The organism is Pseudomonas sp. SWRI51 (assembly GCF_014268825.1).
Classification (GTDB): Bacteria; Pseudomonadota; Gammaproteobacteria; order Pseudomonadales; family Pseudomonadaceae; genus Aquipseudomonas; species Aquipseudomonas farsensis.
In genome coordinates this window covers 22,155-48,390 of sequence record NZ_JABWRG010000003.1, presented here as the reverse complement: position 1 = coordinate 48,390, position 26,236 = coordinate 22,155, and the positions used below count along the sequence as shown (strand labels likewise).

Annotated in this window: 23 protein-coding genes; 1 reads left to right on the top strand and 22 read right to left on the bottom strand. The window is 62.2% G+C overall.

The window, feature by feature from the left end; translation table 11 throughout:
• Positions 1-24: 24 nt before the first annotated feature.
• The 6 genes from HU720_RS01720 to HU720_RS01695 form a co-directional block, all read right to left on the bottom strand.
• Positions 25-663, bottom strand: a complete 639-nt coding sequence (locus tag HU720_RS01720; RefSeq protein WP_186516980.1) for a protein-L-isoaspartate(D-aspartate) O-methyltransferase — start codon at positions 661-663, stop codon at positions 25-27.
• A 38-nt stretch (positions 664-701) separates the two neighbouring features.
• Positions 702-1,451, bottom strand: a complete 750-nt coding sequence (gene surE / locus HU720_RS01715; RefSeq protein WP_186516789.1) for a 5'/3'-nucleotidase SurE — start codon at positions 1,449-1,451, stop codon at positions 702-704.
• Positions 1,439-2,497, bottom strand: a complete 1,059-nt coding sequence (truD, locus tag HU720_RS01710) for a tRNA pseudouridine(13) synthase TruD (protein ID WP_186516788.1) — start codon at positions 2,495-2,497, stop codon at positions 1,439-1,441. Before truD ends, surE begins: the two co-directional genes overlap by 13 nt.
• Positions 2,494-2,967 carry a 2-C-methyl-D-erythritol 2,4-cyclodiphosphate synthase gene (gene ispF / locus HU720_RS01705; RefSeq protein ID WP_186516787.1) on the bottom strand — a complete coding sequence of 158 codons (474 nt, stop codon included), beginning with the start codon at positions 2,965-2,967 and terminating at the stop codon, positions 2,494-2,496. The genes truD and ispF overlap by 4 nt, the downstream gene beginning before the upstream one ends.
• Positions 2,968-3,064: 97 nt before the next feature.
• Positions 3,065-3,913, bottom strand: coding sequence for an S-formylglutathione hydrolase (gene fghA / locus HU720_RS01700; protein WP_186516786.1), 849 nt, complete (start codon positions 3,911-3,913; stop codon positions 3,065-3,067).
• A gap of 10 nt (positions 3,914-3,923) precedes the next feature.
• Positions 3,924-5,036: an S-(hydroxymethyl)glutathione dehydrogenase/class III alcohol dehydrogenase gene (locus HU720_RS01695; protein WP_186516785.1), complete on the bottom strand. Its 1,113-nt coding sequence runs from the start codon at positions 5,034-5,036 to the stop codon at positions 3,924-3,926.
• Positions 5,037-5,144: 108 nt separating this feature from the next.
• On the opposite strand from HU720_RS01695, the gene HU720_RS01690 reads away from it, so the two are divergent.
• On the top strand, positions 5,145-6,044 hold the full coding sequence (locus HU720_RS01690) for a LysR substrate-binding domain-containing protein (protein ID WP_186516784.1): 900 nt from the start codon (positions 5,145-5,147) through the stop codon (positions 6,042-6,044).
• 99 nt (positions 6,045-6,143) lie between these two features.
• On the opposite strand, the gene ispD is transcribed toward HU720_RS01690, so the two are convergent.
• The 16 genes from ispD to rseP all read right to left on the bottom strand — a co-directional run bounded on the left by ispD (position 6,144) and on the right by rseP (position 26,230).
• Positions 6,144-6,851, bottom strand: a complete 708-nt coding sequence (ispD, locus tag HU720_RS01685) for a 2-C-methyl-D-erythritol 4-phosphate cytidylyltransferase (protein WP_186516782.1) — start codon at positions 6,849-6,851, stop codon at positions 6,144-6,146.
• Positions 6,848-7,129, bottom strand: coding sequence for a cell division protein FtsB (gene ftsB / locus HU720_RS01680; protein WP_186516780.1), 282 nt, complete (start codon positions 7,127-7,129; stop codon positions 6,848-6,850). The genes ispD and ftsB overlap by 4 nt, the downstream gene beginning before the upstream one ends.
• Before the next feature lie 156 nt (positions 7,130-7,285).
• Positions 7,286-8,575 carry a phosphopyruvate hydratase gene (gene eno / locus HU720_RS01675; RefSeq protein WP_186516778.1) on the bottom strand — a complete coding sequence of 430 codons (1,290 nt, stop codon included), beginning with the start codon at positions 8,573-8,575 and terminating at the stop codon, positions 7,286-7,288.
• A 153-nt stretch (positions 8,576-8,728) separates the two neighbouring features.
• Entirely contained in the window at positions 8,729-9,574 is an 846-nt protein-coding gene (kdsA, locus tag HU720_RS01670; RefSeq protein WP_186516776.1) for a 3-deoxy-8-phosphooctulonate synthase, read from the bottom strand.
• A 3-nt stretch (positions 9,575-9,577) separates the two neighbouring features.
• Positions 9,578-11,206, bottom strand: a complete 1,629-nt coding sequence (locus HU720_RS01665) for a CTP synthase (RefSeq protein WP_186516773.1) — start codon at positions 11,204-11,206, stop codon at positions 9,578-9,580.
• Positions 11,207-11,475: 269 nt separating this feature from the next.
• Entirely contained in the window at positions 11,476-12,759 is a 1,284-nt protein-coding gene (tilS, locus tag HU720_RS01660; protein WP_186516771.1) for a tRNA lysidine(34) synthetase TilS, read from the bottom strand.
• A gap of 54 nt (positions 12,760-12,813) precedes the next feature.
• Entirely contained in the window at positions 12,814-13,761 is a 948-nt protein-coding gene (locus HU720_RS01655; protein WP_186516769.1) for an acetyl-CoA carboxylase carboxyltransferase subunit alpha, read from the bottom strand.
• Between the two features lie 105 nt (positions 13,762-13,866).
• Positions 13,867-17,391: a DNA polymerase III subunit alpha gene (dnaE, locus tag HU720_RS01650; protein WP_186516767.1), complete on the bottom strand. Its 3,525-nt coding sequence runs from the start codon at positions 17,389-17,391 to the stop codon at positions 13,867-13,869.
• A 377-nt stretch (positions 17,392-17,768) separates the two neighbouring features.
• Positions 17,769-18,392 carry a ribonuclease HII gene (rnhB, locus tag HU720_RS01645; protein ID WP_186516765.1) on the bottom strand — a complete coding sequence of 208 codons (624 nt, stop codon included), beginning with the start codon at positions 18,390-18,392 and terminating at the stop codon, positions 17,769-17,771.
• A 1-nt stretch (position 18,393) separates the two neighbouring features.
• Positions 18,394-19,521, bottom strand: a complete 1,128-nt coding sequence (lpxB, locus tag HU720_RS01640) for a lipid-A-disaccharide synthase (RefSeq protein ID WP_186516763.1) — start codon at positions 19,519-19,521, stop codon at positions 18,394-18,396.
• Between the two features lies 1 nt (position 19,522).
• Positions 19,523-20,299: an acyl-ACP--UDP-N-acetylglucosamine O-acyltransferase gene (lpxA, locus tag HU720_RS01635; RefSeq protein WP_186516761.1), complete on the bottom strand. Its 777-nt coding sequence runs from the start codon at positions 20,297-20,299 to the stop codon at positions 19,523-19,525.
• Positions 20,296-20,736 (bottom strand): 3-hydroxyacyl-ACP dehydratase FabZ, encoded by a 441-nt coding sequence (fabZ, locus tag HU720_RS01630; RefSeq protein WP_186516759.1) that lies wholly within the window; start codon positions 20,734-20,736, stop codon positions 20,296-20,298. Before fabZ ends, lpxA begins: the two co-directional genes overlap by 4 nt.
• Before the next feature lie 113 nt (positions 20,737-20,849).
• Positions 20,850-21,905 (bottom strand): UDP-3-O-(3-hydroxymyristoyl)glucosamine N-acyltransferase, encoded by a 1,056-nt coding sequence (gene lpxD / locus HU720_RS01625; RefSeq protein WP_186516757.1) that lies wholly within the window; start codon positions 21,903-21,905, stop codon positions 20,850-20,852.
• 1 nt (position 21,906) lies between these two features.
• Positions 21,907-22,410, bottom strand: a complete 504-nt coding sequence (locus HU720_RS01620; protein ID WP_186516755.1) for an OmpH family outer membrane protein — start codon at positions 22,408-22,410, stop codon at positions 21,907-21,909.
• 42 nt (positions 22,411-22,452) lie between these two features.
• Positions 22,453-24,801, bottom strand: a complete 2,349-nt coding sequence (gene bamA, locus HU720_RS01615) for an outer membrane protein assembly factor BamA (RefSeq protein ID WP_186516753.1) — start codon at positions 24,799-24,801, stop codon at positions 22,453-22,455.
• A 76-nt stretch (positions 24,802-24,877) separates the two neighbouring features.
• A complete protein-coding gene (gene rseP, locus HU720_RS01610; protein ID WP_186516751.1) occupies positions 24,878-26,230 on the bottom strand; it encodes an RIP metalloprotease RseP in 1,353 nt (450 codons plus the stop codon).
• Positions 26,231-26,236: the final 6 nt, after the last annotated feature.

Here is a 26,236-nt window from a genome sequence, read left to right as displayed (position 1 = left end):
GTGCAAATATTCCGGCGTTGTTGCTTATGCCAGGGGGCCGTTGAGCAGCGGCACAAAGCGCACTGCGCCCAGTACCCGACGCGAAAAACCATGCTCTTCGCGCACGATCAGCATCAACTGTTGGGTTTCCCCCGCCGGGCCGACCGGTATGACCAGCCGCCCACCAGGTGCCAGTTGGTCGAGCAGTGCCTGAGGCACTTCAGGGGCCACGGCAGTGACGATGATGCCGTTGTACGGTGCCAGCGCCGGCCAGCCTTCGCAGCCATCGCCCCAGCGGAATACCACGTTGCGCAGGTTGAGCTCGAGCAAGCGTTCCTTGGCGCGATCCTGCAGCACCTTGATACGCTCGACCGAGAACACCCGCTCGACCAGCTGGGCGAGGATGGCGGTCTGGTAGCCGGAACCGGTACCGATCTCCAGCACCTTGTCCAGCGGGCCGGCCTCGAGCAGCAGTTCGCTCATGTGTGCAACCATGAACGGCTGTGAGATGGTCTGGTTGTGGCCGATGGGCAGCGCAGTATCTTCGTAGGCGCGGTGCGACAGCGCCTCGTCGACGAACAGGTGGCGCGGCGTACGGCGGATGGCCTCGAGCACCTGGGTGTTGGACACCCCTTCCTCGCAGAGCCGCTGGATCAGCCGCTCACGGGTACGCTGCGAGGTCATGCCGATCCCTCGGCGCATCAGATCGTCCTGTTCGCGCATCAGAGCACGCCCTCCAGCCAGCCCTCGAAGCGCTCGAAGGCATCGTTGAAAGTGCGGTCCAGTTGCAGCGGAGTGATCGACACGTAGCCCTGCATCACCGCATGGAAATCAGTGCCCGGGCCGCCGTCCTCGGCGTCACCGGCAACGGCAATCCAGTAACCTTCCTTGCCCCGTGGGTTGACCACTTTGGTCGGCGCCGCCGCACGCGCCCGGTGCCCCAGGCGGGTGAGCTGGATGCCACGGATGTGCTCAAGCGGCAAGTTGGGGATGTTGATATTCAGCACGGTGCGCGGCGGCAGTTCCAGACGCGCCTGCGCCTCGACCAGGCGCCGGGCGATGTGGGCAGCTGCCGGCAGGTTGTCGGGCTGACGCGACACCAGCGAGAACGCAAGCGAAGTTCCGCCAAGGAAACGCCCCTCGAGGGCGGCTGCGACGGTGCCCGAATAAAGCACATCGTCACCCAGGTTGGCGCCCAGGTTGATGCCGGACACCACCATGTCGGGCGTGTGTGCCAGCAGGCCATTAAGCCCCAGGTGCACGCAGTCGGTCGGCGTGCCGTTGAGGCTGATGAAGCCGTTGGCAAGCGTTTGCGGATGCAGCGGCCGGTCCAGCGTCAGCGAGCTGCCGGCACCGCTTTTGTCTTGATCAGGTGCGATGACCGTGCACTGGGCGTAATCGGCCAGCGCTGCATGCAGCGCAGCAAGGCCGGGGGCGGTAACACCGTCATCATTGGAAATCAGAATACGCATGGGCTGTCCGTCTGCCCTACCGGCACCAGATCGACGAGTTCGCGCACCACGACGGTGGCGAAGCATCCGGCCGGAAGGACGAATTCCAGTTGCAGGATATCAGGCTCTGGATAATGCCACGTCAGCCGCCCAATAGGGAGCCGCAGGATGCGCCGTTCCTGATCCATGCCCGCCCGCGCCAGCCACTGGCACAGCGCCGGGTGCCGTTCGGCCACCGCCGACTCCACGGCCAAGGTGGCGCCAGCGGTGGGCGACGGGCCTTCGCCCCACAGCGGCCCGGTTGGATGCAGGTCAAGAATCGCCAGGCGCGGGTCGCAACACTCCGCCTCGCCCGCGGGGAAAAAACTACGGCTGTCGGTAAACGCCAGCAGGTCACCGACCTGGGCGCGCTGCCAACTGCCATCTGCCACACGCGCGGCAAGCACCTGGTTGAACAGGTAGCTGCGGCCAGCCGACAGCAGCCGCGAACGTACATTGCGCTGCTCCGGCAAGGCCTGGCGCGCGGCCCAGCCCTGGGCATCGTGGACGTTACCGCCGGCATGGCCAAAACGCTGGCTGCCGAAATAATTGGGCACCCCGTGGGCTTTGAGTTGTTCAAGGCGGGCATCGAGCGCCGGGTGATCGGCGGTCAGACCGGTCAGACGCAAGGTGAAGCCATTGGCCGAGTGGGCGCCACGTTGCAGCTTGCGCTGGTGGCGTACCTGTTTGAGTACGCGCAAGGTGTCATCTTCGGCGCGCGACAGGTCGGGGTCGGCCTTGCCTGGCAGGTGCAGGCTGAACCACTGACGGGTCAGGGCCTGGCGGTCCTTGAGGCCGGCGTAGCTGATGGCGCGCGCCGGCACACCAGCAGCGCGGGCCAGGCGGCGAGCAGCTTCTTCGGTGTTGAGGTCACGCTTTTCGACCCATAGCCACAAGTGCTCGCCCTGCCCGGACAGCGGGATGTCGAGCACTTCATCGACCTGGAAATCTTCGGCCACCGCCTTGAGCACCGCGCTACCCAGCGCGTCACCAAAGGCCCGCGGGCCCAACAGTTCAAGTTCGTTCATGCGGGCAGCAACAGGGCGACAGCGTGCACGGCGATCCCTTCCTCACGGCCGGTGAAGCCGAGCTTTTCTTCGGTAGTGGCCTTGACGTTGACCTGGTCGAGATCGACCTGCAGGTCTTCGGCGATGCGCTGGCGCATGGTATCGATGTGCGGGGCCATTTTCGGCGCCTGGGCAACGATGGTGGCGTCGACGTTGCCGACCTTCCAGCCTTTGTTGCGCACCACGCCCACCACATGCCGCAACAGCACTCGGCTATCGGCGCCCTTGAACTGCGGGTCGGTATCCGGGAAGTGCTTGCCGATATCACCCAGCGCCGCCGCACCGAGCAGGGCATCGCTGAGCGCGTGCAGCAGCACGTCGCCATCGGAGTGGGCCAACAGGCCGAACTTGTGGGGGATACGCACCCCGCCCAGGGTAATGAAATCACCGTCGGCAAAACGGTGCACATCGTAGCCGTGGCCAATACGCATAAAAAACGCCCTGATTGAGTCAGGGCGTGATTCTACCTGCATTTGCCGCTGCGGGGGGCAAGCTAGAAGCTAGAAGCTTGCGCCTGGCAGCCGCCGGCTACACCCGGCCAAGTGCCACGGCATGATGGCGCAGGTGTTCATCGATAAAGCTGGCGATGAAGTAGTAGCTGTGGTCGTAGCCTGGCTGAAGGCGCAGCGTGATGCCATGGCCACCTTTGCGTGCGGCCTGCTCCAGGGTTTCTGGCTTGAGCTGCTTTTGCAGGAAGTCGTCGCGGTCGCCTTGGTCGACCAACAGCGGTGGGCATTCGCTCGCCTCGGCCAGCAGCACGCTGGCATCCCACTCGCGCCAGCGCGCGCGGTCTTCGCCCAAGTAGCGGCTGAAGGCCTTTTCGCCCCACGGGCAATCCATAGGGTTACTGATCGGCGAAAACGCCGAGACCGACTGATAGCGCCCAGGATTACGCAGTGCGCACACCAGTGCACCATGCCCTCCCATGGAGTGGCCGCTGATGCTGCGCTGATCGGACGCCGGGAAGTGCGCCTCGATCAGTGCAGGCAGTTCGCTAACCACATAATCATGCATGCGGTAATGCTGCGCCCACGGCTGCTGGGTGGCGTTGAGGTAGAACCCCGCCCCCAGGCCGAAATCCCACGCGCCATCCGGGTCGCCCGGCACCTGCTCGCCACGCGGGCTGGTATCGGGGGCCACGATGATCAAGCCCAGCTCGGCGGCCAGGCGCTGGGCGCCGGCCTTCTGCATGAAGTTTTCGTCGGTGCAGGTCAGGCCGCTCAGCCAGTACAGCACCGGCAGCTTCGCGCCCTGCTCGGCCTGGGGCGGCAGGTACACGGCGAACACCATGTCGCAACCGAGCACCTTGGAGGCATGCCGGTAGCGCTTGTGCCAGCCGCCGAAGCTTTTCTGACAGGAGATGTTTTCCAGCGTCATGGCAGCAGCCTCAAAAGTGGATAACGCTACGGATGCTCTTGCCTTCATGCATCAGGTCGAATGCCTTGTTGATGTCTTCAAGGCCCATGGTGTGGGTGATGAAGGTATCCAGCGGGATCTCGCCCTTTTGCGACATTTCGACATAGCTCGGCAGCTCGCTGCGCCCGCGCACACCGCCGAATGCCGAACCACGCCAGACGCGGCCGGTCACCAGTTGGAACGGACGGGTAGCGATTTCCTGGCCGGCACCGGCAACACCGATGATCACCGATTCACCCCAGCCCTTGTGGCAGCATTCCAGTGCAGCACGCATCAGTTGCACGTTACCGATGCACTCGAACGAGAAGTCCACGCCGCCGTCGGTGAGGTCGACGATGACTTCCTGGATTGGGCGATCGTATTCCTTGGGGTTGATGCAGTCGGTGGCACCGAGCTGGCGGGCAATTTCGAACTTGGCCGGGTTGATGTCGATGGCGATGATGCGCGAGGCCTTGGCCTTGACCGCACCAATGACCGCCGACAGGCCGATGCCGCCCAGGCCGAAGATGGCCACGGTATCGCCCGGCTTGACCTTGGCGGTATTGAGCACAGCGCCAATCCCGGTGGTGACGCCACAGCCGAGCAGGCAGACCTTCTCCAGCGGTGCTTCTTTCTGGATCTTGGCCACGGAAATTTCCGGCAGCACGGTGTACTCGGAGAAGGTCGAGGTGCCCATGTAGTGGAACAGCTGCTGGCCTTTATAGCTGAAGCGAGTGGTGCCGTCCGGCATCAAGCCTTTGCCCTGGGTGGCGCGGATGGCCTGGCACAGGTTGGTCTTGCCCGAGCGGCAGAATTTGCACTGGCCGCATTCCGGGGTGTACAGCGGAATCACATGATCGCCCACCGCCACCGACGTGACGCCCTCGCCCACTGCTTCAACGATCGCGCCACCTTCGTGGCCCAGGATCGACGGGAAGATGCCTTCAGGATCGGCGCCCGACAGGGTATAGGCATCGGTGTGGCACACACCGGAGGCGACGACGCGCAGCAGCACTTCACCGGCTTTGGGCATGGCGACGTCGACTTCGACGATTTCCAGGGTTTTTTTCGCTTCGAAGGCTACAGCGGCGCGGGACTTGATCATCAAAGGTCTCCAAAAAGAATGTCGATAACAGTCCAGCAGTGTAATTCATCGCCTTTTGATGAATAATCCAGCCGGATAAAAAACATTATTGCTGTACAGGGACAATCAATGAGCAACCGCTGGGAAGGCATCGACGAGTTCGTCGCGGTGGCCGAGTCCGGGCAGTTCACGGCGGCGGCCGAGCGCCTTGGGGTGTCGTCCTCACATATCAGCCGGCAGATCGCCCGCCTTGAAGAACGCCTGCAAACACGCCTGCTGTACCGCAGCACCCGGCGAGTCACGTTGAGTGAGGCCGGCCAGACCTTCCTGCAGCATTGCCAGCGCCTGCAGGACGGCCGCGAGGAAGCCCTGCGCGCCATGGGCGACCTGGCCAGCGAACCCAAGGGCCTGTTGCGCATGACCTGCGCGGTGGCTTATGGCGAGCGCTTCATCGTGCCGCTGGTGACGCGCTTCATGGCGCAGTATCCGCAGTTGCGCGTTGAGGTCGAGCTGAGCAACCGCACCCTCGACCTGCTGCACGAAGGCATGGACCTGGCCATTCGCCTGGGGCGCCTGCAAGACTCAAGGCTGGTGGCAACGCGCCTGGCGCCGCGGCGCATGTACCTGTGCGCATCGCCTGCTTACCTGGAACGCTACGGGCGCCCCCATAGCGTGTCGGAATTGGCGCGGCACAACTGCCTGATTGGCAGCACCGACCTGTGGGCCTTGCAGCAGGATGGGCGGGAGGTCAGCCAGCGGGTTCAGGGCAACTGGCGCTGCAACAGTGGCCAGGCGGTGCTAGATGCGGCGTTGCTGGGGATGGGTTTGTGCCAGTTGCCAGACTATTACGTGCTTGAGCACCTGCACAGCGGTGCACTGGTGTCGTTGCTGGAGGCGCACCAGCCGCCTAATACGGCCGTCTGGGCGCTGTATCCGCAGCAGCGGCACCTGTCGCCGAAGGTGCGGCGGCTGGTGGACTATATGAAGGAAGAATTGGCGCAGTTGCCGGAGTATCGGGCGGGTTCATAAGCTTGTAATGGCCTCACCGCGGGGCAAGCCCGCTCCCACAAATGTCTTATGGGCGTGGGAGCGGGCTTGCCCCGCGGTGAGGCCATTACCGGCGACCCCCTAGCGCCGCCCAGCCCAGCGTTGGCGCAACCACTCAAGATCCTCTGGCCGAGTCACCTTGATGTTGTCACTGCGCCCTTCGATCAGCCGTGGCGCGTGGCCGGCCCATTCGATGGCAGAGGATTCATCGGTCACCGCCACATCCGCCACCAGGCATTCAGCCAGCGCTCGGTGCAACAGGCCAAGGCGGAACATCTGCGGTGTGTAGGCCTGCCAGATGGTACTGCGGTCAATAGTGGCACTGACCCGGCCATCGGCCCCGGCACGCTTGAGGGTGTCACGCGCCGGCACCGCCAACAGGCCGCCCACCGGGTCATCGGCAAGCTCGGCCAACAGCCGGTCCAGGTCAGTGCGCGCAAGGTTGGGCCGGGCGGCATCGTGCACCAGCACCCAGTCATCATCCGCAGCGCCCTGGGCATGCAACAGCAGCAAGGCATTGAGCACCGAGTCGGCACGCTCAGCACCACCGCTGGCACGACGGATACGCCCATCGCTGGCGCAGCGCAGGCCGGGCCAGTAAGGGTCGTCATCGGCAATACTCACCACAACGCCCTGGAGCGTGGGGTGATCGAGAAAACAGTCGAGGCTATGCTCGATAAGCGTCTGCCCGCCCAGCATCAGGTACTGCTTGGGACGGTCGGCCGCCATACGGGCACCAACGCCCGCAGCAGGGATCACGGCCCAGAAGGCCGGCAAGGGGTGGGTCATTTTTGCGGCAGCTGGTAGAGGGTCTCGCCGTCCTTGACCATCCCCAGTTCATGACGAGCCCGTTCTTCGACGGTCTCCATCCCTTTCTTCAGCTCCAGCACTTCGGCATCGAGCACGCGATTACGCTCCAGCAGCCGTTCGTTCTCGGCATGCTGTTCGTCAATCTGCTGCTTGAGCTCGGTCACTTGCGCAAGGCTGCCAGTACCGACCCATAGGCGATATTGCAGGCCGCCGAGCAGCAGGAGCAGAACAAGAAACAACCAATAAGGACTGCGCATGAAGGTATCCAGGTGTAAAGGCCGCCGCAGCGAGCTTCCTATAGCAAGAAGCCTGGCCGAGGCCAGGCTTCATCGACAGAAACCCGTAGGAAAGGCCTGAAAATTCAGTACGAACGTTCAGGCCACCCCGGCTGCTGCCTTTTTACCATCTCTTGCTCAGCCGCGAAACTCGGCACGGCCGCGGTAAACGGCTTTGGCGCCCAGTTGCTCTTCGATGCGCAGCAGTTGGTTGTACTTGCTGACGCGGTCGGAACGGCACAGCGAACCGGTCTTGATCTGGCCCGCAGCGGTACCCACAGCCAGGTCGGCGATGGTGGAGTCTTCGGTTTCGCCCGAACGGTGCGAGATCACGGCGGTGTAGCCGGCAGCCTTGGCCATCTGGATGGCTTCGAGGGTTTCGGTCAGCGAGCCGATCTGGTTGAACTTGATCAGGATCGAGTTACCGATGCCCTTTTCGATGCCTTCCTTGAGGATCTTGGTGTTGGTAACGAACAGGTCGTCGCCCACCAGCTGGACTTTCTCGCCGATCTTGTCGGTCAGGATTTTCCAGCCAGCCCAGTCGGACTCGTCCAGGCCGTCTTCGATCGAGATGATCGGGAAGCGCTCGGTCAAGCCTTTGAGGTAGTCAGCGAAGCCTTCGGCGTCGAACGACTTGCCTTCACCGGACAGGTTGTACTTGCCGTCTTCGTAGAATTCGGAAGCCGCGCAGTCCAGTGCCAGGGTCACGTCGGTGCCCAGTTTGTAGCCGGCTTTTTCGCAGGCTTCAGCGATGGCCGCCAGGGCGTCTTCGTTGGAAGCCAGGTTCGGCGCGAAGCCGCCTTCGTCGCCGACGGCGGTGTTCAGGCCACGGGCCTTGAGCACAGCTTTGAGGTGATGGAAGATTTCGGTGCCCATGCGCAGGCCGTCGGAGAAGGTCTTGGCGCCAACCGGCTGCACCATGAACTCTTGAATATCGACGTTGTTGTCGGCGTGCTCGCCGCCGTTGATGATGTTCATCATCGGAACCGGCATGGAGTACTGGCCCGGGGTGCCGTTCAGGTTGGCAATGTGCGCGTACAGTGGCAGGTCCTGGTCCTGAGCCGCGGCTTTGGCGGCAGCCAGCGAAACAGCCAGAATGGCGTTGGCGCCCAGCTTGGCTTTGTTTTCAGTGCCGTCCAGGTCAATCATGGCGCGGTCCAGGGCTTTCTGGTCCGATGGGTCCTTGCCCAGCAGCAGGTCACGGATCGGGCCATTGATGTTGGCGATAGCCTTCAGCACGCCCTTGCCCATGTAACGGCTCTTGTCGCCATCACGCAGCTCCAGCGCTTCGCGCGAGCCAGTGGAAGCACCAGACGGCGCGCAAGCGCTGCCGATGATGCCGTTGTCGAGCAGCACATCGGCTTCCACGGTGGGGTTGCCACGCGAGTCGAGAACTTCACGACCTTTGATGTCGACGATCTTTGCCATTGTTGTAAGCACTCCAGAATTGACGAAAACAACGCAACTTTTGGGAATTCTTGCCGTTCACCAGGCGACATGGCACGGGCAGGCCTGGCGAAGGGAGCCCCTGACCTGATGGTCAGGGGTGGAACGGGCGGTACTTTACCCGAGAAATGCGCTTTACGCGGTTTCTACCGTCGGAAAACTTTTCACCAGGTCATCCAGCTGCTTGAGCTGGCTGAGGAACGGCTCCAGTTTGTCCAGACGCAGGGCGCACGGGCCATCGCACTTGGCGTTGTCCGGGTCTGGGTGGGCTTCGAGGAACAGGCCGGCAAGGCCTTGGCTCATGCCGGCCTTGGCCAGGTCGGTAACCTGGGCACGGCGGCCACCGGCGGAATCGGAACGGCCACCGGGCATTTGCAGCGCGTGGGTGACGTCGAAGAACACCGGGTACTCGAACTGCTTCATGATGCCGAAGCCGAGCATGTCGACGACCAGGTTATTGTAGCCAAAGCTCGAACCGCGCTCACACAGGATGAGCTGGTCGTTGCCGGCCTCGACGCACTTGGCGAGGATGTGTTTCATCTCGTGCGGCGCCAGGAACTGCGCCTTCTTGATGTTGATCACCGCACCGGTCTTGGCCATTGCCACCACCAGGTCCGTCTGGCGCGACAGGAAAGCCGGCAACTGGATGATGTCGCACACTTCGGCGACCGGCTGGCACTGGTACGGCTCGTGCACATCGGTGATCACCGGCACGTTGAAGGTCTGCTTGATCTCCTGGAAGATCTTCAGGCCTTCTTCCATGCCCGGGCCGCGATAGGAGCTGACCGACGAGCGGTTGGCTTTGTCGAAGCTGGCCTTGAACACGTAGGGGATACCGAGTTTTTCGGTAACCCGCACGTATTCCTCGCAGACCTTCAGGGCCAGATCACGGGATTCCAGAACGTTCATGCCGCCGAACAGGACGAACGGCTTGTCGTTGGCGATCTCGATGTTACCGACGCGAATGATCTTCTGAGTCATGAATCAGGCCTTTTTCTTCTGCGCCAGGGCAGCCTTGACGAAGCCGCTGAACAGCGGGTGACCGTCACGCGGAGTGGAGGTGAATTCCGGGTGGAACTGGCAGGCGACGAACCATGGGTGATCCTTGGACTCGACCACTTCTACCAGCGCGCCGTCTTCGGAACGGCCGGAAACCTGCAGGCCGGCTTCAACCAGCTGTGGCAGCAGGTTGTTGTTCACTTCGTAGCGGTGGCGATGGCGCTCGGTGATCACGTCCTTGCCGTAGCAGTCGTGCACCTTGGAGCCGGCCGCCAGTTGGCAGTCCTGGGCGCCCAGACGCATGGTGCCGCCCAGGTCGGAAGCTTCGGTACGGGTTTCGACAGCGCCGGTGGCATCTGCCCACTCGGTGATCAGGCCGACAACCGGGTGCCCGCTGTTGCGGTCGAATTCGGTGGAGTTGGCGTCTTTCCAGCCCACCACGTTACGGGCGAACTCGATGACCGCGACCTGCATGCCCAGGCAGATACCCAGGTACGGAACCTTGTTCTCACGGGCGTACTGCACCGCGGTGATCTTGCCTTCGACGCCGCGCAGACCGAAGCCGCCCGGAACCAGAATGGCATCGGCACCTTCGAGCAGGCTGGTGCCCTGGTTCTCGATGTCTTCGGAGTCGATGTAGCGCAGGTTGACCTTGGTACGGTTGGTGATGCCGGCGTGGCTCATCGCTTCGATCAGCGACTTGTACGCATCGAGCAGCTCCATGTACTTGCCGACCATGGCGATGGTGACTTCCTGCTCAGGGTTGAGCTTGGCATCGACCACCTTGTCCCACTCGGACAGGTCTGCGCTGTTGCACTGCAGGCCGAACCGCTCGACGACGAAGTCGTCCAGGCCTTGAGCATGCAGCACGCCAGGAATCTTGTAGATGGTGTCGACGTCTTCCAGCGAAATCACCGCACGCTCTTCAACGTTGGTGAACAGCGCGATCTTGCGACGCGACGAAGCATCGACCGGGTGGTCGGAGCGGCAGATCAGCACGTCTGGCTGCAGGCCGATGGAGCGCAGTTCCTTGACCGAGTGCTGGGTCGGCTTGGTCTTGGTTTCACCGGCAGTGGCGATGTACGGCACCAGCGTCAGGTGCATCAGCATGGCGCGCTTGGAGCCGACTTCGACACGCAACTGGCGAATGGCCTCGAGGAACGGCTGCGACTCGATGTCGCCCACAGTGCCACCGATTTCGACCAGAGCGACATCGGCGTCACCGGCACCCTTGATGATGCGGCGCTTGATTTCGTCGGTGATGTGCGGGATGACCTGGATGGTCGCGCCCAGGTAATCACCACGGCGTTCTTTGCGCAGTACGTGCTCGTAGATGCGGCCAGTGGTGAAGTTGTTGTTCTGGGTCATCGTGGTGCGGATGAACCGCTCGTAGTGGCCCAGGTCGAGGTCGGTCTCGGCGCCGTCGTGCGTGACGAATACTTCACCGTGCTGGAACGGGCTCATGGTGCCCGGATCGACGTTGATGTATGGGTCCAGCTTGAGCATGGTGACCTTGAGCCCCCGCGCTTCCAGGATGGCCGCCAGGGAAGCCGAGGCAATGCCTTTCCCCAATGAAGAAACAACACCGCCCGTGACGAATATGTAGCGCGTCATGAAAAACCCTAGAAGTCTGCGTTAAGGCGGCATGGGCCGCCGGAGAAAGCGAAGGAAGGCCGAAGCCCCCGATCACCTGCGTCAATCACAGTGCATCTCGAACAACTGTCGCGTCTGTACAGACCAGGGGTATCCCCGGCATGGAGCTCGCTCGTCATTTTAAGAATCAGCCCAGCAAAAAACTGCTTGGTAATCGGCAACCGCTGTGTTTTCGAGGAAGCCACAGAAGTTGTATCAAGAAGGGAGGGTAGTCTACCGGAATGTACCCTTCAGCTCAAACCTTGCACGTCGGTCGGCGCAAGCCAATGAAGCTGGCAATTTGCCTCAGTGCGCAACGCAACGTTGGCTACCGCCAGCAACTGGTCGCCGCAATATAGCAACGGCAGGCGCGGACGCACGAAATGAGGGATGAGCAGCGCATTGAGCAGGCGCTTCAGGTCGCGGTGGCCGCGCCCCTCTATATGCACGACCTCGCCACCGTGCCGGTAGGCAATGCGCAGGCCGGCAAGGGCTGCGCCGGCTTCCAGGCGAACGCTGCCGTTGCCGGGCAACTCCAGCACCTGCGAAGGGTCTGGCCATGGCAGGCCGGCACCGACCGGCTGCAACCAGGCCCCGCTCAGCCACCAGATACGCCCGTTGCTGCGCTGCACCTCACCACCTTCCAGCCGCCAGATAGGGCAGGCATCGGCGCCGGCATCGCGCAACGCCTCCCAGCCTGCCCAGTGGCGGCTGTCTGGCAACCGCGTGCGCTGGCTCAGCCAGAACTGCAAGGCGTTGCGCTGGCGGGCAGGCGACAACGCCTTGAGGGTTGCCAGGTCTAGAGAGGCCAGCCCAAGCCAGGGGAGCGGCGCTTTGCCGCAGGCCTGCGCCAGGTCCTCAGCGGCCAGTTCATCGAGCAGGCCCAGCGCTTCACCGAGGTGCTCGGCGCTGCGGGCGAAGTTGCTGGCAGCGGCAGGCCAGCGCCCGTGTAGCAGCGGCAGCACCTCGCCGCGCAAGAAATTACGCGCCATGGCCGTATCTGCGTTGCTCGGGTCCTCGATCCAGGCCAAACCCTGCGCATTGGCGTAGGCCTGCAACTGCTGGCGCGACAGTTTCAACAAGGGGCGCACCACCCTGCCCTGCCCCAGCGCACGCGCCTCGGGCATGGCCGAAAGCCCACGCAGCCCGGCGCCACGCAACAGGCGAAACAGCAAGGTCTCGGCCTGATCGTCGCGGTGCTGGCCAGTGAACAGCACCGCGCCGGGGCTCAACAGCTTCTCGAACGCGCCATAACGCGCATCGCGGGCAGCCTGCTCGACGCTGGCGCCGGAGGCGACCGTGACAGGGATAACGTCAAGCTCGATGCCCAAGGCTGCGCAGACCGCCTTGCAGTGGCAGGGCCAGGCATCGGCGGCAGATTGCAGGCCGTGGTGTACGTGAATGGCACGCAGCGGGGGCGTTGGATGCTGGCGTGCGTAGTCGGCCAACAGGTGCAGCAAGACGGTGGAATCGAGGCCACCAGAGAAGGCGATGTACCAGGCGGGGGCTGAAAGCCAAGGGGTGAGGCTGAGCATCAGGGCCTCAGGGCAGTGAAATAGCCGGGGGCGCTTTTGGCGCCCCCGTGCACATTACAGACCGTAGCTCATCAAGCGGTCATAACGACGCTTGAGCAGCGTTTCGTGGTCAAGCTTGCCCAGCATGTCCAGCTGTTCGATCAGATCGGCGCGCACGTTGCTGGCCATTTTGGCCGGGTCACGGTGGGCGCCGCCCAGCGGCTCCTGGATGACCTTGTCGACGATGTTCAGGCTCTTCAGGCGCTCGGCGGTGATGCCCATGGCTTCGGCAGCGTCAGCGGCCTTGTCGGCAGTCTTCCACAGGATCGAGGCGCAGCCTTCTGGCGAGATCACCGCGTAGGTGGAGTACTGCAGCATGTTCAACTGGTCGCAGACACCGATGGCGAGTGCGCCGCCAGAACCACCTTCACCGATTACAGTGGCGATGATCGGGGTTTTCAGGCGGGCCATGACACGCAGGTTCCAGGCAATCGCCTCGCTCTGGTTGCGCTCTTCGGCGTCGATGCCTGGGTAGGCGCCGGGGGTGTCGATGAAGGTCAGGATCGGCATCTTGAAGCGCTCGGCCATTTCCATCAGGCGGCACGCCTTGCGGTAGCCCTCAGGGCGTGGCATGCCGAAGTTGCGACGGACCTTTTCACGCACTTCACGGCCTTTCTGGTGGCCGATGATCATCACTGGCTTGTCATTCAAGCGCGCGGTACCGCCAACAATGGCGGCGTCGTCGGAGAAGTGACGGTCGCCGTGCAGTTCTTCGAACTCGTCGAACACGTGCTCGATGTAGTCGAGGGTGTACGGACGGCGCGGGTGACGTGCCAGGCGAGCGATCTGCCAGCTGGTCAGGTTGCCGAAAATACTTTCGGTCAGGGTGCTGCTCTTTTCTTGCAGACGGGAAATTTCATCGCTGATGTTCAGCGAGTTGTCGTTGCCTACCAGGCGCAGCTCTTCGATCTTGGCTTGCAGGTCGGCAATCGGCTGTTCGAAATCGAGGAAATTCGGGTTCATAAGCTTCCGTCTTGGGTCTACGGCCAGGCGGCCGGCCGGTTGATCCGTTTGGCGCCATACCTTAAGGGATCAGGCGCATAAAGGTCGAGATTAAAATGTGTCGTTTCAACGATATTGCAGGAAGACGTTCTCACGTCCGAACTGGTCACGCAGAGCCTGGATAAGGCCATCAGCCGGGTCGATGGTCCATTGCTCGCCAAACTGCAGCATCGCCTTGGCATCGGCACCTGTGTACTCCAAGGTGATCGGGCAGCCACCGCGGTGGCGGGTGATCAGTTCGCCCAGCCACTTCAGGCGGTCGCCCTTGAGCGCATCATGGGCGACTTTCAGGCGCAGGCTTTCGGCAAGCTTGGTACGCGCATCCTCCATGGTCATCACCTGCTTGACGCGCAGGCGCAGGCCACCGGAGAAGTCGTCATTGCTCACCTCGCCCTCCACCACCACCATGGCATCAGGCTGCAGCAGCGCCTGGGCGGCCATGAACGAGTCAGCAAACAGCGAGGCTTCGATGCGCCCGGAGCGGTCATCGAGGGTGACAAAGCCCATCTTGTCGCCCTTCTTGTTCTTCATCACCCGCAGGGCAATGATCATCCCGGCGATGGTTTGCGTATCGCGCGCGGGTTTGAGGTCGATGATGCGCTGGCGGGCAAAACGGCGGATCTCGGTCTCGTACTCATCGATGGGGTGGCCGGTGAGGTACAGGCCGAGGGTGTCTTTCTCACCTTTGAGGCGCTCTTTGAGCGTCAGCTCGCGCACCTTGTGGTGGTTGGCATAAACGTCGGAGTCTGCTTCGACGAACAAACCGCCAAACAGGTCGACGTGGCCGCTGTCGGCAGTACGGGCGGTCTGTTCGGCGGCTTTGATCGCCTCTTCGAGCGCCGACAGCAATACCGCACGGTTACGGTCGATGTTTGCCTGGTAGGCCTTGATCTCGTCGTGGAAATGCGGGCCGAGGCGATCCAGTGCGCCGCTTCGGATCAGTGCATCCAGGGTGCGCTTGTTGACCCGCTTGAGGTCGACGCGCTCGCAGAAGTCGAACAGGTCCTTGAACGGCCCGCCCTGGCTGCGTGCCTCGACAATCGCCTCGACCGGCCCCTCGCCCACGCCCTTGATCGCGCCCAGGCCATAGATGATGCGGCCGTCATCATTGACGGTGAACTTGAACTCGGAGGCATTCACGTCCGGGGCATCGAGGCGCAGCTTCATGCTGCGCACTTCTTCGATCAGCACCACCACCTTGTCGGTGTTGTGCATATCCGCCGACAGCACCGCAGCCATGAACGGCGCCGGGTAGTGCGTCTTCAGCCAGGCGGTCTGGTAGGACACCAGGCCATAGGCGGCGGAGTGGGATTTGTTGAAGCCGTAACCTGCGAACTTCTCCACCAGATCGAAGATGTTACCTGCAAGGTCCGCCTCGATATTATTGGCCACGCAACCTTCGATGAAGCCACCGCGCTGCTTGGCCATCTCTTCGGGCTTTTTCTTACCCATGGCCCGGCGCAGCATGTCGGCGCCGCCGAGGGTATAGCCGGCCATCACCTGGGCAATCTGCATCACCTGTTCCTGGTACAGGATGATGCCGTAGGTGGGCGCCAGTACCGGCTTGAGGCCTTCGTACTGGTAGTCGGCGTGCGGGTAGGCAAGCTCGGCGCGGCCGTGCTTACGGTTGATGAAGTCGTCCACCATGCCCGATTGCAGCGGGCCGGGGCGGAACAGCGCCACCAGGGCGATGAGGTCTTCGAGGCAGTCGGGCTTGAGCTTCTTGATCAGCTCCTTCATGCCCCGCGATTCAAGCTGGAACACCGCCGTGGTTTCGGCTTTTTGCAGCAGCTCGTAGGTTTTGCGGTCATCCAGCGGGATGAAGTCGATGACCAGGTCGGGCAAGTCGACCTTCGCGCGCTCGCGGTTGATGGTCTCCATCGCCCACTTGATGATGGTCAGCGTCCTCAGGCCAAGGAAGTCGAACTTGACCAGGCCCGCGGCCTCGACGTCGTCTTTGTCGAACTGGGTAACCAGGCCGCCGCCCTCTTCATCACAGGCAATCGGCGAGAAATCGGTGAGTTTGGTGGGCGCGATAACCACGCCACCTGCGTGTTTACCGGTGCCGCGGGTGACGCCTTCGAGCTTGAGCGCCATGTCCCAGATCTCGCGGCCGTCCTCGTCGCTTTTGAGGAAGTCGCGCAGGATCTCTTCTTGCTCGTAGGCCTTCTCCAGGGTCATGCCCACTTCGAACGGGATCATCTTCGACAGTCGGTCGGCCAGGCCGTAGGACTTGCCCTGCACCCGTGCCACGTCACGCACCACCGCCTTGGCGGCCATGGTGCCGAAGGTGATGATCTGGCTGACCGCATTACGCCCGTAAGTCTCGGCCACATAGTCGATGACCCGGTCGCGGCCATCCATGCAGAAGTCGACGTCGAAGTCGGGCATCGATACCCGTTCCGGGTTGAGGAAACGTTCGAACAGCAGGTCGTAGGCCAGTGGGTCGAGGTCGGTGATCTTCAACACGTAGGCCACCAGCGAGCCCGCACCCGACCCCCGGCCAGGGCCGACCGGCACGTCGTTGTTCTTGGCCCACTTGATGAAGTCCATAACGATCAGGAAGTAACCGGGGAAGCCCATCTGGATGATGATGTCCAGCTCGAACTTCAGCCGGTCAAGGTAGACCTGGCGCTTTTCTTCGTAGTTGGGCGTGGTTTCCTTCGGCCACAGCACCGCCAGGCGCTCTTCCAGGCCTTCATGGGAGACATGGCGCAGATAATCGTCGATGCCCATGCCGTTGGGCGTAGGGAAGTCGGGAAGGAAATACTTGCCCAACTGCACGGTGATGTTGCAGCGCTTGGCGATTTCGACGGTGTTGGCGATGGCATCGGGCAGGTCACTGAACAAGTCGGCCATTTCCTCGGCCGACTTGAGGTACTGCTGGTCGCTGTAACCGCGCGGGCGCCGCGGGTCATCCAGGGTCCAGCCCTCACCGATGCAGACGCGGGTTTCGTGCGCGTCAAAGTCGGTCTGCTTGATGAAACGCACATCGTTGGTGGCCACCAGCGGTGCGCCAAGCTTGTCGGCCAGCGCGACGGCGGCGTGCACGTATTCTTCGTCACCGGCGCGGTTGGTGCGTTGCACCTCGACATAGAAGCGGTCGGGGAACATGCGCAGCCAGTCGGCCAGCAGCAGTTCGGCGTCAGCCTGGCGGCCGGCCATCAGCGCGGCGCCAATATCGCCTTCCTTGCCCGCCGAAAGCGCAATCAGGCCCTCGCTCGCTGGCGCTACCCAATCACGCTGGATTACTACCAGGCCGTTGCGCTGGCCTTCGGTCCAGCCGCGCGAGATGAGCTCGGTGAGGTTGCGGTAGCCCTGGGGGTTCATGGCCAGGAAGCAGATACGCGAAAGCGGGGTTTCCGGGTCGGTGCCCGCCAGCCACAGGTCGGCGCCGCAGATCGGCTTGATGCCGGCCCCCATGGCGGTCTTGTAGAACTTCACCAGCGAGCACATGTTGCTCTGGTCGGTGATCGCCACCGCCGGCATGTTCATCCCGGCCAAGGCCTTGGCCAGCGGCTTGATCCGCACCAGGCCATCGACCAGGGAGAATTCGGAGTGCACGCGAAGGTGAACGAAGGAGACCGGCATTGAAGATCCTGTAGCAGCGCTGAACGACAAGGGCGGGATTGTAGCTTAAAAGGAGGGGGGTTTCAGCGCATCGCCGGGCAAGCGGGACAAGTGGCCAAGCCTGCCAGGGCCTCATCGCGGGGCAAGCCCGCTCCCACAAGATCTGGGCCAGACCTCAATGGTGCAGCTGTGCGCGGTCTGGTTAGGAACTGGCGACAGCCTGCCAGGGCCTGAGCCCGCTCCCACAAGTCTGGGCCAGGCCTCAATGGTGCGGCTGTGCGCGGTCTCTGTGGGAGCTGGCGACAGCCTGCGATGAGGCCGAAACAGGCTTACACTGAACCCAGAACCTCCCACACCAGCGTGGGAGCAGGCTTGCCCCGCGATGGGCTTCAGCACATTCAGATCAGCGCGTCAGACAGCCCTTCGCGGGCTTCCCATGCCGCCCGCACCGGGGCAAACGAGCGCCGGTGAATCGGCGTCGGGCCAAGTCGCGCCAAGGCTTCCAGGTGTACAGGCGTCGGGTAACCCTTGTGCCCACCCATGCCATAACCGGGGTAGATCAGCTCGAACGCGCTCATCTCGCGATCACGGGTTACCTTGGCCAGGATAGAAGCCGCAGCAATAGCAGGCACCTGCGAATCGCCCTTGATCACCGGCGCCGAAGGCACCGCCAGCTTGGGGCAGCGATTGCCATCGATCAGCGCCAGTTTTGGCGTGACATGCAGCCCTTCGACCGCGCGCTGCATGGCGAGCATGGTGGCCTGCAGAATATTGAGGCGGTCAATCTCATCGACCTCGGCGCGGGCAATGCAAAAACTCAGGGCTTTTTCGCAGATTTCGTCGAACAGCGCCTCACGGCGCGCTTCGGTGAGCTTTTTCGAGTCGTTCAAGCCAAGGATTGGCCGGCGCGGATCGAGAATCACCGCAGCCGTCACCACCGCCCCGCACAGCGGGCCGCGGCCCACCTCATCGACGCCGGCAACCAACTCTTCGACCAGGGTGAAATCCAGTCCCATCTGCATGTCAGCGGTCCTTCAACAGGGCCAGCACCGCATCAGCCGCCTGATTGGAGGCGTCACGGCGCAGGGTGCGGTGAATCTGATCGAAGCTGTCGGTCTGCTGCGCACCATTAGCCAGCAATGGCGCCAAGGTCTGGGCCAAGGCTTCGCTGGTGGCGGCATCCTGCAACAGCTCAGGCACCAACATACGTTGGGCCAGCAGGTTGGGCAGCGACACGTAAGGGCTCTTGACCATGCGCTTGAGTATCCAGTAAGTCAGCGGCGCCAGGCGGTAGGCCACCACCATCGGCCGCTTGTACAGCATGGCTTCAAGCGTGGCGGTGCCCGAGGCAATCAGCACCGCATCGCAGGCCGCCAGGGCCACGTGCGACTGGCCGTCGAGCAAGGTCAGCGGCAGGTTGCGGCCTTCGAGCATCTGCTCGATTTGGGCACGTCGCGTAGCATTGGCGCAAGGCAGTACGAAGCGCGCACCGGGCACCAGTTCGCACAGGCGCTGGGCTGCATCGAGGAACAGCGCACCCAGGCGGCCAACTTCACCACCTCGGCTGCCCGGCATCAACGCGATCACCGGGCCAGCAGCCAGGCCAAGTTCGGCGCGGGCAGCGGCGCGATCAGCTTCAAGGGGGATGGTGTCAGCCAGCGGGTGGCCGACAAAACGCACCGGCACGCCCTTCTCTTCGTAGAAGCGCGCCTCGAATGGCAGCAGGGTCAGCATCAAATCGCAACCCTGACGAATTTTCAGCACGCGTTTCTGCCGCCAGGCCCAAACCGACGGGCTTACGTAGTGCACGGTCTTGATCCCGGCCTGACGCAGCTTGAGTTCGATATTGAGGTTGAAATCAGGGGCATCGATGCCGATGAAGACATCTGGCTGCTCAGCGATCAAGGTGTCGATCAACAGCTCGCGGCGCTTGAGCAGCTCACGCAGGCGGCCAAGCACCTCGACCAGGCCCATCACCGCCAGGCGTTCCATGGGGAAGTAGGAGATCATGCCCTCGGCTTCCATCAACGGCCCGCCAACCCCGATAAAACGCACATCGGGGTGTCGCGCCTTGATGGCACGCATCAGGCCGGAACCGAGGATATCGCCGCTGGCCTCGCCAGCCACCAGCGCTACGCAGAGTTGCGCCATATCAGCGGGTGATGCCGCGAGCGGAATTCTTGATCGACTGACGGAACAGTTCCACTTCCGGATGCTGGATGCACAGCTCGTCGAGTTCCTTCATGGCCTCCTCGACGGTCAGGCCCTGGCGATAGACGATCTTGTAAGCGCGGCGCAGGTCGTGAATGACTTCATCGCTGAAGCCTCGGCGGCGCATGCCTTCGAAGTTCATGCTGCGCGCTTCTGCAGGGCTGCCGAACACGGTCACGAACGCCGGGACGTCCTTGCCGATGGCCGTGCCCATGCCGGAGAAGGCGTGGGCGCCGATGTGGCAATACTGATGCACCAGCGTGTAGCCGGACAGAATCGCCCAGTCGCCAACGTGCACATGCCCGGCAAGGGCGGTGTTGTTGACCAGGATGCAGTGGTTGCCGATCACGCTGTCATGGCCGATGTGGGCATAGGCCATGATCAGGTTGTGATCACCGAGCGTGGTTTCGGAGCGATCCTGAACCGTGCCACGGTGAATGGTCACACCTTCGCGGATCACATTGTGGTCGCCGATCACCAGCCGCGTCGCTTCACCCTTGTACTTCAGGTCAGGGGTGTCTTCGCCAATCGAGCTGAACTGATAGATGCGGTTGTGCTTGCCAATGCGCGTCGGGCCCTTGAGCACGACGTGCGGGCCAATAACGGTGCCCTCCCCGATTTCGACATCGGGGCCTACGATCGACCACGGGCCGACCTCGACGCCTTCGGCCAGCTTGGCTGAAGGATCGATGATCGCCCTAGGGTCAATCGAATTCATAGGGAGCGTTCCGCGCAGGTGATCTGCGCCGAGCAGACCGGCTTGCCGTCAACCAGCGCACGGCACTCGAACTTCCAGATCATGCTCTTGCGGCTGAGGAACTTGGCTTCGAGCACCAACTGGTCGCCCGGCAGCACCGGCTGGCGGAAGCGCAGCTTGTCGGAGCCGACGAAATAATACAGCGTGCCGTCCGCAGGTTTTGCGTCGAGCATCTTGAATCCGAGAATACCGGCCGCCTGGGCCATCGCCTCGATGATCAGCACGCCCGGCATGATCGGATGCGCCGGGAAGTGGCCATTGAAGAATGGCTCGTTGATGCTGACATTCTTGTAGGCACGAATGCTCTGGGCCTCGTAGTCCAACTCCGTCACGCGGTCCACCAACAGGAACGGGTAACGGTGAGGCAGGTATTCGCGAATCTCGTTGATGTCCATCATTTCGGGGGGGAAGCCTGTAATAAGAATAGGGAGCGCAGGTGCTGACCTTACGCTCCTTTTGCAAATCCAAAGAGGAGCCAGCTAGCGACTGTTCTCTTGCTCAGGAAATGGTATCAGCCTTCTGATGTCGGCTGGCCACCTGAGGTCACGGTGTCGACGCGTTTTTCCAACTGGTTGAGGCGTTTGGACATCTCGTCCAGCTGGCGAATACGCGCAGCGCTCTTGCGCCAATCGGCCAAAGGCTGCATGGCCGTGCCGGAAGAATAGCCGCCCGGTTCGGTGATCGAACGGGTGACCATGGTCATGCCGGATACGAATACGTTGTCGCAGACATCAATGTGGCCAACCATGCCGACACCGCCTGCAATCATGCAGTGCTTGCCGATCCTGGTGCTGCCGGAAATACCGACGCAGGCCGCCATCGCCGTGTGGTCACCGACCTGCACGTTGTGGGCGATCTGGATCTGATTGTCGAGCTTGACGCCATTGCCGATGCGCGTGTCAGAGAGCGCACCGCGGTCGACTGCGGTGTTGACGCCGATTTCGACGTCGTCCCCGAGGGTCACGCCGCCAATCTGCGCGATCTTCTGCCAGACGCCCTTCTCGTTGGCAAAGCCGAAGCCCTCACCACCGATCACAGCACCGGATTGGATCACCACACGCTTGCCGATGGTCACGTCGTGATACAGCGTGACCCGCGGAGCCAGCCAGCCACCCTCGCCGATCACACAACGCGCACCGATGAAACAATGCGCGCCGACCGTCACGTTGGCGCCAATCTGCGCGCCGCTTTCGATCACCGCGAACGGGCCGATACTGGCGCTGGCATCGACCTGAGCGTCCTCATGCACCACGGCGCTGGGATGAACTCCCGCCACAGCCTTGGGTTTAGGGTCGAACAGGTGCGAAATGCGTGCGTAGGCAAGGTACGGGTCGGCAACGATCAGCGCATTACCGGCAAAGCCCTCGGCGTCCTCGGCCTTGAGCAGTACGGCTGCGGCCTGGGTGTCATCGAGGAACTTGCGGTACTGCTTGTTGGCCAAAAAGCTCAACTGACCGGCGCCGGCTTCCTGCAAGGTAGCCAGCCCGGTAATCAGCAATGCCTCGGAGCCTTTGAGCTGCGCCCCGAGGGCCTCGGCCAGCTGGCCAAGCGTCATGGTCACGGTCATATCAACGGGCTTGGTTCATGCGCTCGATGACTTGGCGGGTGATGTCGTACTGAGGTTTGACATCGATGACCGCACCGCGCTCAAGCACCAGGTCAAAGCCGCCTTTCTTGATGACTTCTTCCACTGCGCCGTCCAGCTTGGGCTTGAGCTGCTTGAGCATGTCACGGTCAGCAACGGCCTTGGCTTCGTTCAGCTCTTTGGACTGGAACTGGAAGTCACGGGCTTTTTGCTTGAACTCAAGCTCCAGACGCTCGCGCTCAGGCTGAGGCATCTTGTCGCCGCCTTTGATCAGGCGGTCCTGGATACCTTTGGCGCTGCTTTCCAGGCCCTTGAGCTTGGTCAGTTGCGGGCCGAATTTCTTCTCGGCGTCAACGGCGTACTTCTTGGCAGCGTCAGATTCGAGCAGTGCCATCTGATAGTTCAGCACGGCTACCTTCATTTCGGCGAAAGCCGGGGTGGCGACCAGCGCCGCAGCCACGAGGGCCATTTGGGTCAACTTACGCACGATGCACTCCTGGATAAACCGTTGTCGTTGTAAGGGGCGACCTTAGAAGGTCTGCCCCAGAGAGAATTGGAAGACCTGGGTTTCGGCTTCTTGCGGCTTCTTGATCGGCATCGCCAGGCTGAAGCTCAGCGGGCCCAGCGCAGTGATCCAGGTCACACCCAGACCGACGGAGCTTGCCATGTCGCTGAAACCGACCTTCGAGCAATCAGGCTTGGAGCCGCAATTGGTGTCGAACACGTTACCCACATCCCAGAACACGGAGGTGCGCAGCGAGCGCTGATCCTTGACGAACGGCAGCGGGAACAGCAGTTCAACACCACCTTGGACCAGCACGTTGCCACCGAACGGCAATGGATCCTGGTCCGGGTCGCGCTCGGTACCGGGGTTTTTGCCAGTGCTCGGCGTACTGCGCGGGCCGAGGGTGCTGTCCTTGAAGCCACGTACCGAGTTGAAGCCACCGGCGTAGTAGTTCTCGTAGAACGGCAGACCCGAGGTAGAGCCAAAACCGTCACCGTAGCCCATTTCGGTGTGCAGGCGCAGGGTGTAGTCGTTGTTGATCGGCTTGAACATCTGCGCACGGTAGTCGAGCTTGTAGAACGACAGGTCGCTGCCCGGCACGGTGGTTTCAAGCGTCAGGCTTTGCGAGTGACCACGGGTCGCCAGCACACCTTTGTTCAAGGTCGATTCGGACCAGCCGACCGAGGCCTTGACGTTGAGGAAGCTGTCGCCCTCGTCTTTCAGGAACTTGAAGATCTCATCGACGGTATAGCGGCCAGTCTTGATGTCATCCTGCTGCACGGTCAGGCCGTAGGTCAGGCGCGAAGTCTCGCTGATCGGGTAGCCAAGGCTTACACCTGCACCCAGGCTGTCTACAGCGTAGCTGGCCACGTCGACATCGAGGTCGTCGTAGTCGGTGCTGCGGTAGAAGGCGTTATAGCCCAGGCTCACACCATCGTCGGTGAAGTAGGGGTCAACGAAGCCGAAGTTGTAGCGGGTCTGGTATTCCGAACGGGTCAGGCCGATGGACACCTTGTTACCGGTACCGAGGAAGTTGCTCTGGCTGATCGAACCACCGAGGATCAGGCCGGCGCTCTGGGCGAAACCGACGCTGGCGGTGATGGAACCGGACGCTTGTTCTTCGACCGCGTAGTTGACGTCGACCTGGTCGTCGGTGCCTGGCACCGGCGGGGTCTCGACGTTGACTTCCTTGAAGAAGCCCAGGCGCTCGAGGCGGGTCTTGGACTGGTCGATCAGGTAAGTCGAAGCCCAGCCGCCTTCCATCTGACGCATTTCACGGCGCAGTACTTCGTCTTCGGTCTTGGTGTTGCCGCGATAGTTGATGCGGTTGACGTAGGCACGCTTGCCCGGGTCGACCACGAACATGATATCTACGGTGTGATCTTCGTCGTGCGGCTGTGGCACGCCGTTGACGTTGGCGAAGGTATAGCCTTCGTTACCCAGGCGACGGGTGATCAGGTCGGAGGTAGTGGTCATCACCTTGCGCGAGAACACCTGGCCCGGCTGCACCAGCAGCAAAGACTTGACCTGGTCTTCCGGCACTTTCAGGTCGCCGGAGAGCTTGACGTCACGCACGGTGTATTTTTCGCCTTCGTTGACGTTGACCGTGATGTAGACGTGTTTTTTGTCCGGGGTGATCGAAACCTGGGTAGAGGCGATATCCATGTTGATATAGCCGCGGTCCAGGTAGTACGAGCGCAGGCGCTCGAGGTCACCGGAGAGTTTTTCGCGGGCGTACTTGTCGTCGTTCTTGAAGAACGACAGCCAGTTGGTGGTTTTCAGCTCGAACAGCTGGGCCAGCTCGTCGTCGTCGAACACGGTGTTGCCGACGATATTGATGTGCTGGATGGCAGCGACAGTGCCTTCGTTGATTTTGATTTTCAGGCCAACACGGTTGCGTGGCTGCGGGACGACTTCAGCGTCCACCTCGGCCGAGTAGCGGCCTTGGGCCACGTACTGGCGCTGCAGCTCGTTACGCACGCCTTCCAGGGTTGCCCGCTGGAAGATCTCACCTTCGGCCAGGCCCGACTGTTTCAGGCCTTTCATCAGGTCTTCGGTGCTGATCGCCTTGTTGCCTTCGATATCGATACTGGCAACCGACGGACGCTCGACCACGTTGATGATCAGGACATTGCCGTCGCGATTCAGCTGGATGTCCTGGAAGAAGCCGGTCTTGAACAGCGAACGGGTGGAGTCGACCAGACGTCGATCATCGACCTGGTCACCCACGTTCAGCGGCAATGCGCCGAACACGCTGCCGGCGGAAACCCGCTGCAGGCCGTTGACGCGGATATCGGAGATGGTGAAGGACTCGGCGTGAACTTCAGCGATCATCAGTGCGGAGAGGACCGCAGTTAGCAGCAGACGTTTCATGAAGTCCTTTTATTCCAACTGGCAATAAACAACCCGCCGCAGACAACGTGGCGGGTTTCGCGAATGAGCGAAGCTTTTATAGTCGACCCAGATCGTTGATCAGGGCGAGCAACATCACCCCTACGACCAAACTGATACCGATCTGGACCCCCCAACCTTGTACCCGATCCGATAGCGGACGACCTCGGGCCCACTCGATCAGGTAAAACAGCAAATGGCCGCCATCCAGTACCGGGATGGGCAGCAAATTCAGAACCCCTAGGCTTATGCTCAGATAGGCCAGGAAATTCAGGAAATCCCCGATACCCGACTGGGCTGAAGCGCCCGCCACTTTAGCAATGGTTATCGGTCCGCTCAAGTTTTTTACCGAGAGCTCACCGAAGAGCATTTTCTTCAGCGATTCAACGGTGAGCACGCTCATGTTCCAGGTACGCGAGAAGGCCTCCCCTACCGCATCGAGCGGACCGTAGCTGACCTCGCGCAGCATCGGCGCTGGCCACTGGCCGGCTTTCACGCCTGCTCCCAGGTAACCCCCGGCAGCCTTGCCCTCGCCCTTGCGAGCCAGGGTTACCGGCACATCCAACTGGGCGCCATCACGCTCGATACGCAGGCTGACCTTGCTGTCAGGGCGCGCTCGGACCGCATCGACCACTTGCTGCCAGTCGGACAGCGCCGAGCCATCCAGGGCGAGCAAGGTGTCACCGCTCTTGAGCCCGGCCGCAGCCGCCGGCCCTTGCGGGTCAATCTCGGCCAGCACCGGGAGCACCGCAGGGCGCCATGGGCGCAGGCCCAGCGAGGTAATCGGGTCAGGCTCGTCGGCGCCCTTGAGCCAGGCATTGAGTGCAATGTCGTACTGGCGCGGCGTGGTTGCGCCTTCATCCAGCACATTGACGCGCAGGGTGCCGCTTTCACCCAGCCGGCGTACCAGTTGCAGATTGACCGCCGACCAGCCGTTGGTCGGTTTGCCGTCAATGGCGACGATTTCCTGCCCGGCAACCAGGCCTGCGCTCGCCGCCAGGCTGCCCGACTCGACCGTGCCGATGACCGGGCGCACCTGCTGGGTGCCCAACATGGCGATCAACCAGAAGAACAGGATGGCCAGCAGGAAGTTGGCAATGGGCCCCGCCGCGACGATGGCGATACGCTGGCGGACCGATTTGCGGTTGAACGACTGCCCGGCCAGCGCCGCCGGCACGTCGCCTTCGCGCTCGTCGAGCATCTTGACGTAGCCGCCCAACGGAATTGCCGCGACCACGAACTCGGTGCCGTGGCGGTCGTGCCAGCGCAGCAGCGGCGTGCCGAAGCCTACCGAGAAGCGCAATACCTTCACGCCACAACGGCGCGCCACCCAGAAGTGGCCAAACTCGTGGAACGTGACCAGCACGCCCAGTGCCACCAGGGTGCCAATAATCATGTAAAGCGCAGACATGTCAGT

What these genes read in the sequence shown, in the direction of transcription:
- HU720_RS01720 (WP_186516980.1), bottom strand. Translation starts at nt 663, where the DNA reads ATGACCTCGCAGCGTACCCGTGAGCGGCTGATCCAGCGGCTCTGCGAG.
- surE (WP_186516789.1), bottom strand. Translation starts at nt 1,451, where the DNA reads ATGCGTATTCTGATTTCCAATGATGACGGTGTTACCGCCCCCGGCCTT.
- truD (WP_186516788.1), bottom strand. Translation starts at nt 2,497, where the DNA reads ATGAACGAACTTGAACTGTTGGGCCCGCGGGCCTTTGGTGACGCGCTG.
- ispF (WP_186516787.1), bottom strand. Translation starts at nt 2,967, where the DNA reads ATGCGTATTGGCCACGGCTACGATGTGCACCGTTTTGCCGACGGTGAT.
- fghA (WP_186516786.1), bottom strand. Translation starts at nt 3,913, where the DNA reads ATGACGCTGGAAAACATCTCCTGTCAGAAAAGCTTCGGCGGCTGGCAC.
- HU720_RS01695 (WP_186516785.1), bottom strand. Translation starts at nt 5,036, where the DNA reads ATGATCAAGTCCCGCGCCGCTGTAGCCTTCGAAGCGAAAAAAACCCTG.
- HU720_RS01690 (WP_186516784.1), top strand. Translation starts at nt 5,145, where the DNA reads ATGAGCAACCGCTGGGAAGGCATCGACGAGTTCGTCGCGGTGGCCGAG.
- ispD (WP_186516782.1), bottom strand. Translation starts at nt 6,851, where the DNA reads ATGACCCACCCCTTGCCGGCCTTCTGGGCCGTGATCCCTGCTGCGGGC.
- ftsB (WP_186516780.1), bottom strand. Translation starts at nt 7,129, where the DNA reads ATGCGCAGTCCTTATTGGTTGTTTCTTGTTCTGCTCCTGCTGCTCGGC.
- eno (WP_186516778.1), bottom strand. Translation starts at nt 8,575, where the DNA reads ATGGCAAAGATCGTCGACATCAAAGGTCGTGAAGTTCTCGACTCGCGT.
- kdsA (WP_186516776.1), bottom strand. Translation starts at nt 9,574, where the DNA reads ATGACTCAGAAGATCATTCGCGTCGGTAACATCGAGATCGCCAACGAC.
- HU720_RS01665 (WP_186516773.1), bottom strand. Translation starts at nt 11,206, where the DNA reads ATGACGCGCTACATATTCGTCACGGGCGGTGTTGTTTCTTCATTGGGG.
- tilS (WP_186516771.1), bottom strand. Translation starts at nt 12,759, where the DNA reads ATGCTCAGCCTCACCCCTTGGCTTTCAGCCCCCGCCTGGTACATCGCC.
- HU720_RS01655 (WP_186516769.1), bottom strand. Translation starts at nt 13,761, where the DNA reads ATGAACCCGAATTTCCTCGATTTCGAACAGCCGATTGCCGACCTGCAA.
- dnaE (WP_186516767.1), bottom strand. Translation starts at nt 17,391, where the DNA reads ATGCCGGTCTCCTTCGTTCACCTTCGCGTGCACTCCGAATTCTCCCTG.
- rnhB (WP_186516765.1), bottom strand. Translation starts at nt 18,392, where the DNA reads ATGCAGATGGGACTGGATTTCACCCTGGTCGAAGAGTTGGTTGCCGGC.
- lpxB (WP_186516763.1), bottom strand. Translation starts at nt 19,521, where the DNA reads ATGGCGCAACTCTGCGTAGCGCTGGTGGCTGGCGAGGCCAGCGGCGAT.
- lpxA (WP_186516761.1), bottom strand. Translation starts at nt 20,299, where the DNA reads ATGAATTCGATTGACCCTAGGGCGATCATCGATCCTTCAGCCAAGCTG.
- fabZ (WP_186516759.1), bottom strand. Translation starts at nt 20,736, where the DNA reads ATGATGGACATCAACGAGATTCGCGAATACCTGCCTCACCGTTACCCG.
- lpxD (WP_186516757.1), bottom strand. Translation starts at nt 21,905, where the DNA reads ATGACCGTGACCATGACGCTTGGCCAGCTGGCCGAGGCCCTCGGGGCG.
- bamA (WP_186516753.1), bottom strand. Translation starts at nt 24,801, where the DNA reads ATGAAACGTCTGCTGCTAACTGCGGTCCTCTCCGCACTGATGATCGCT.
- rseP (WP_186516751.1), bottom strand. Translation starts at nt 26,230, where the DNA reads ATGTCTGCGCTTTACATGATTATTGGCACCCTGGTGGCACTGGGCGTG.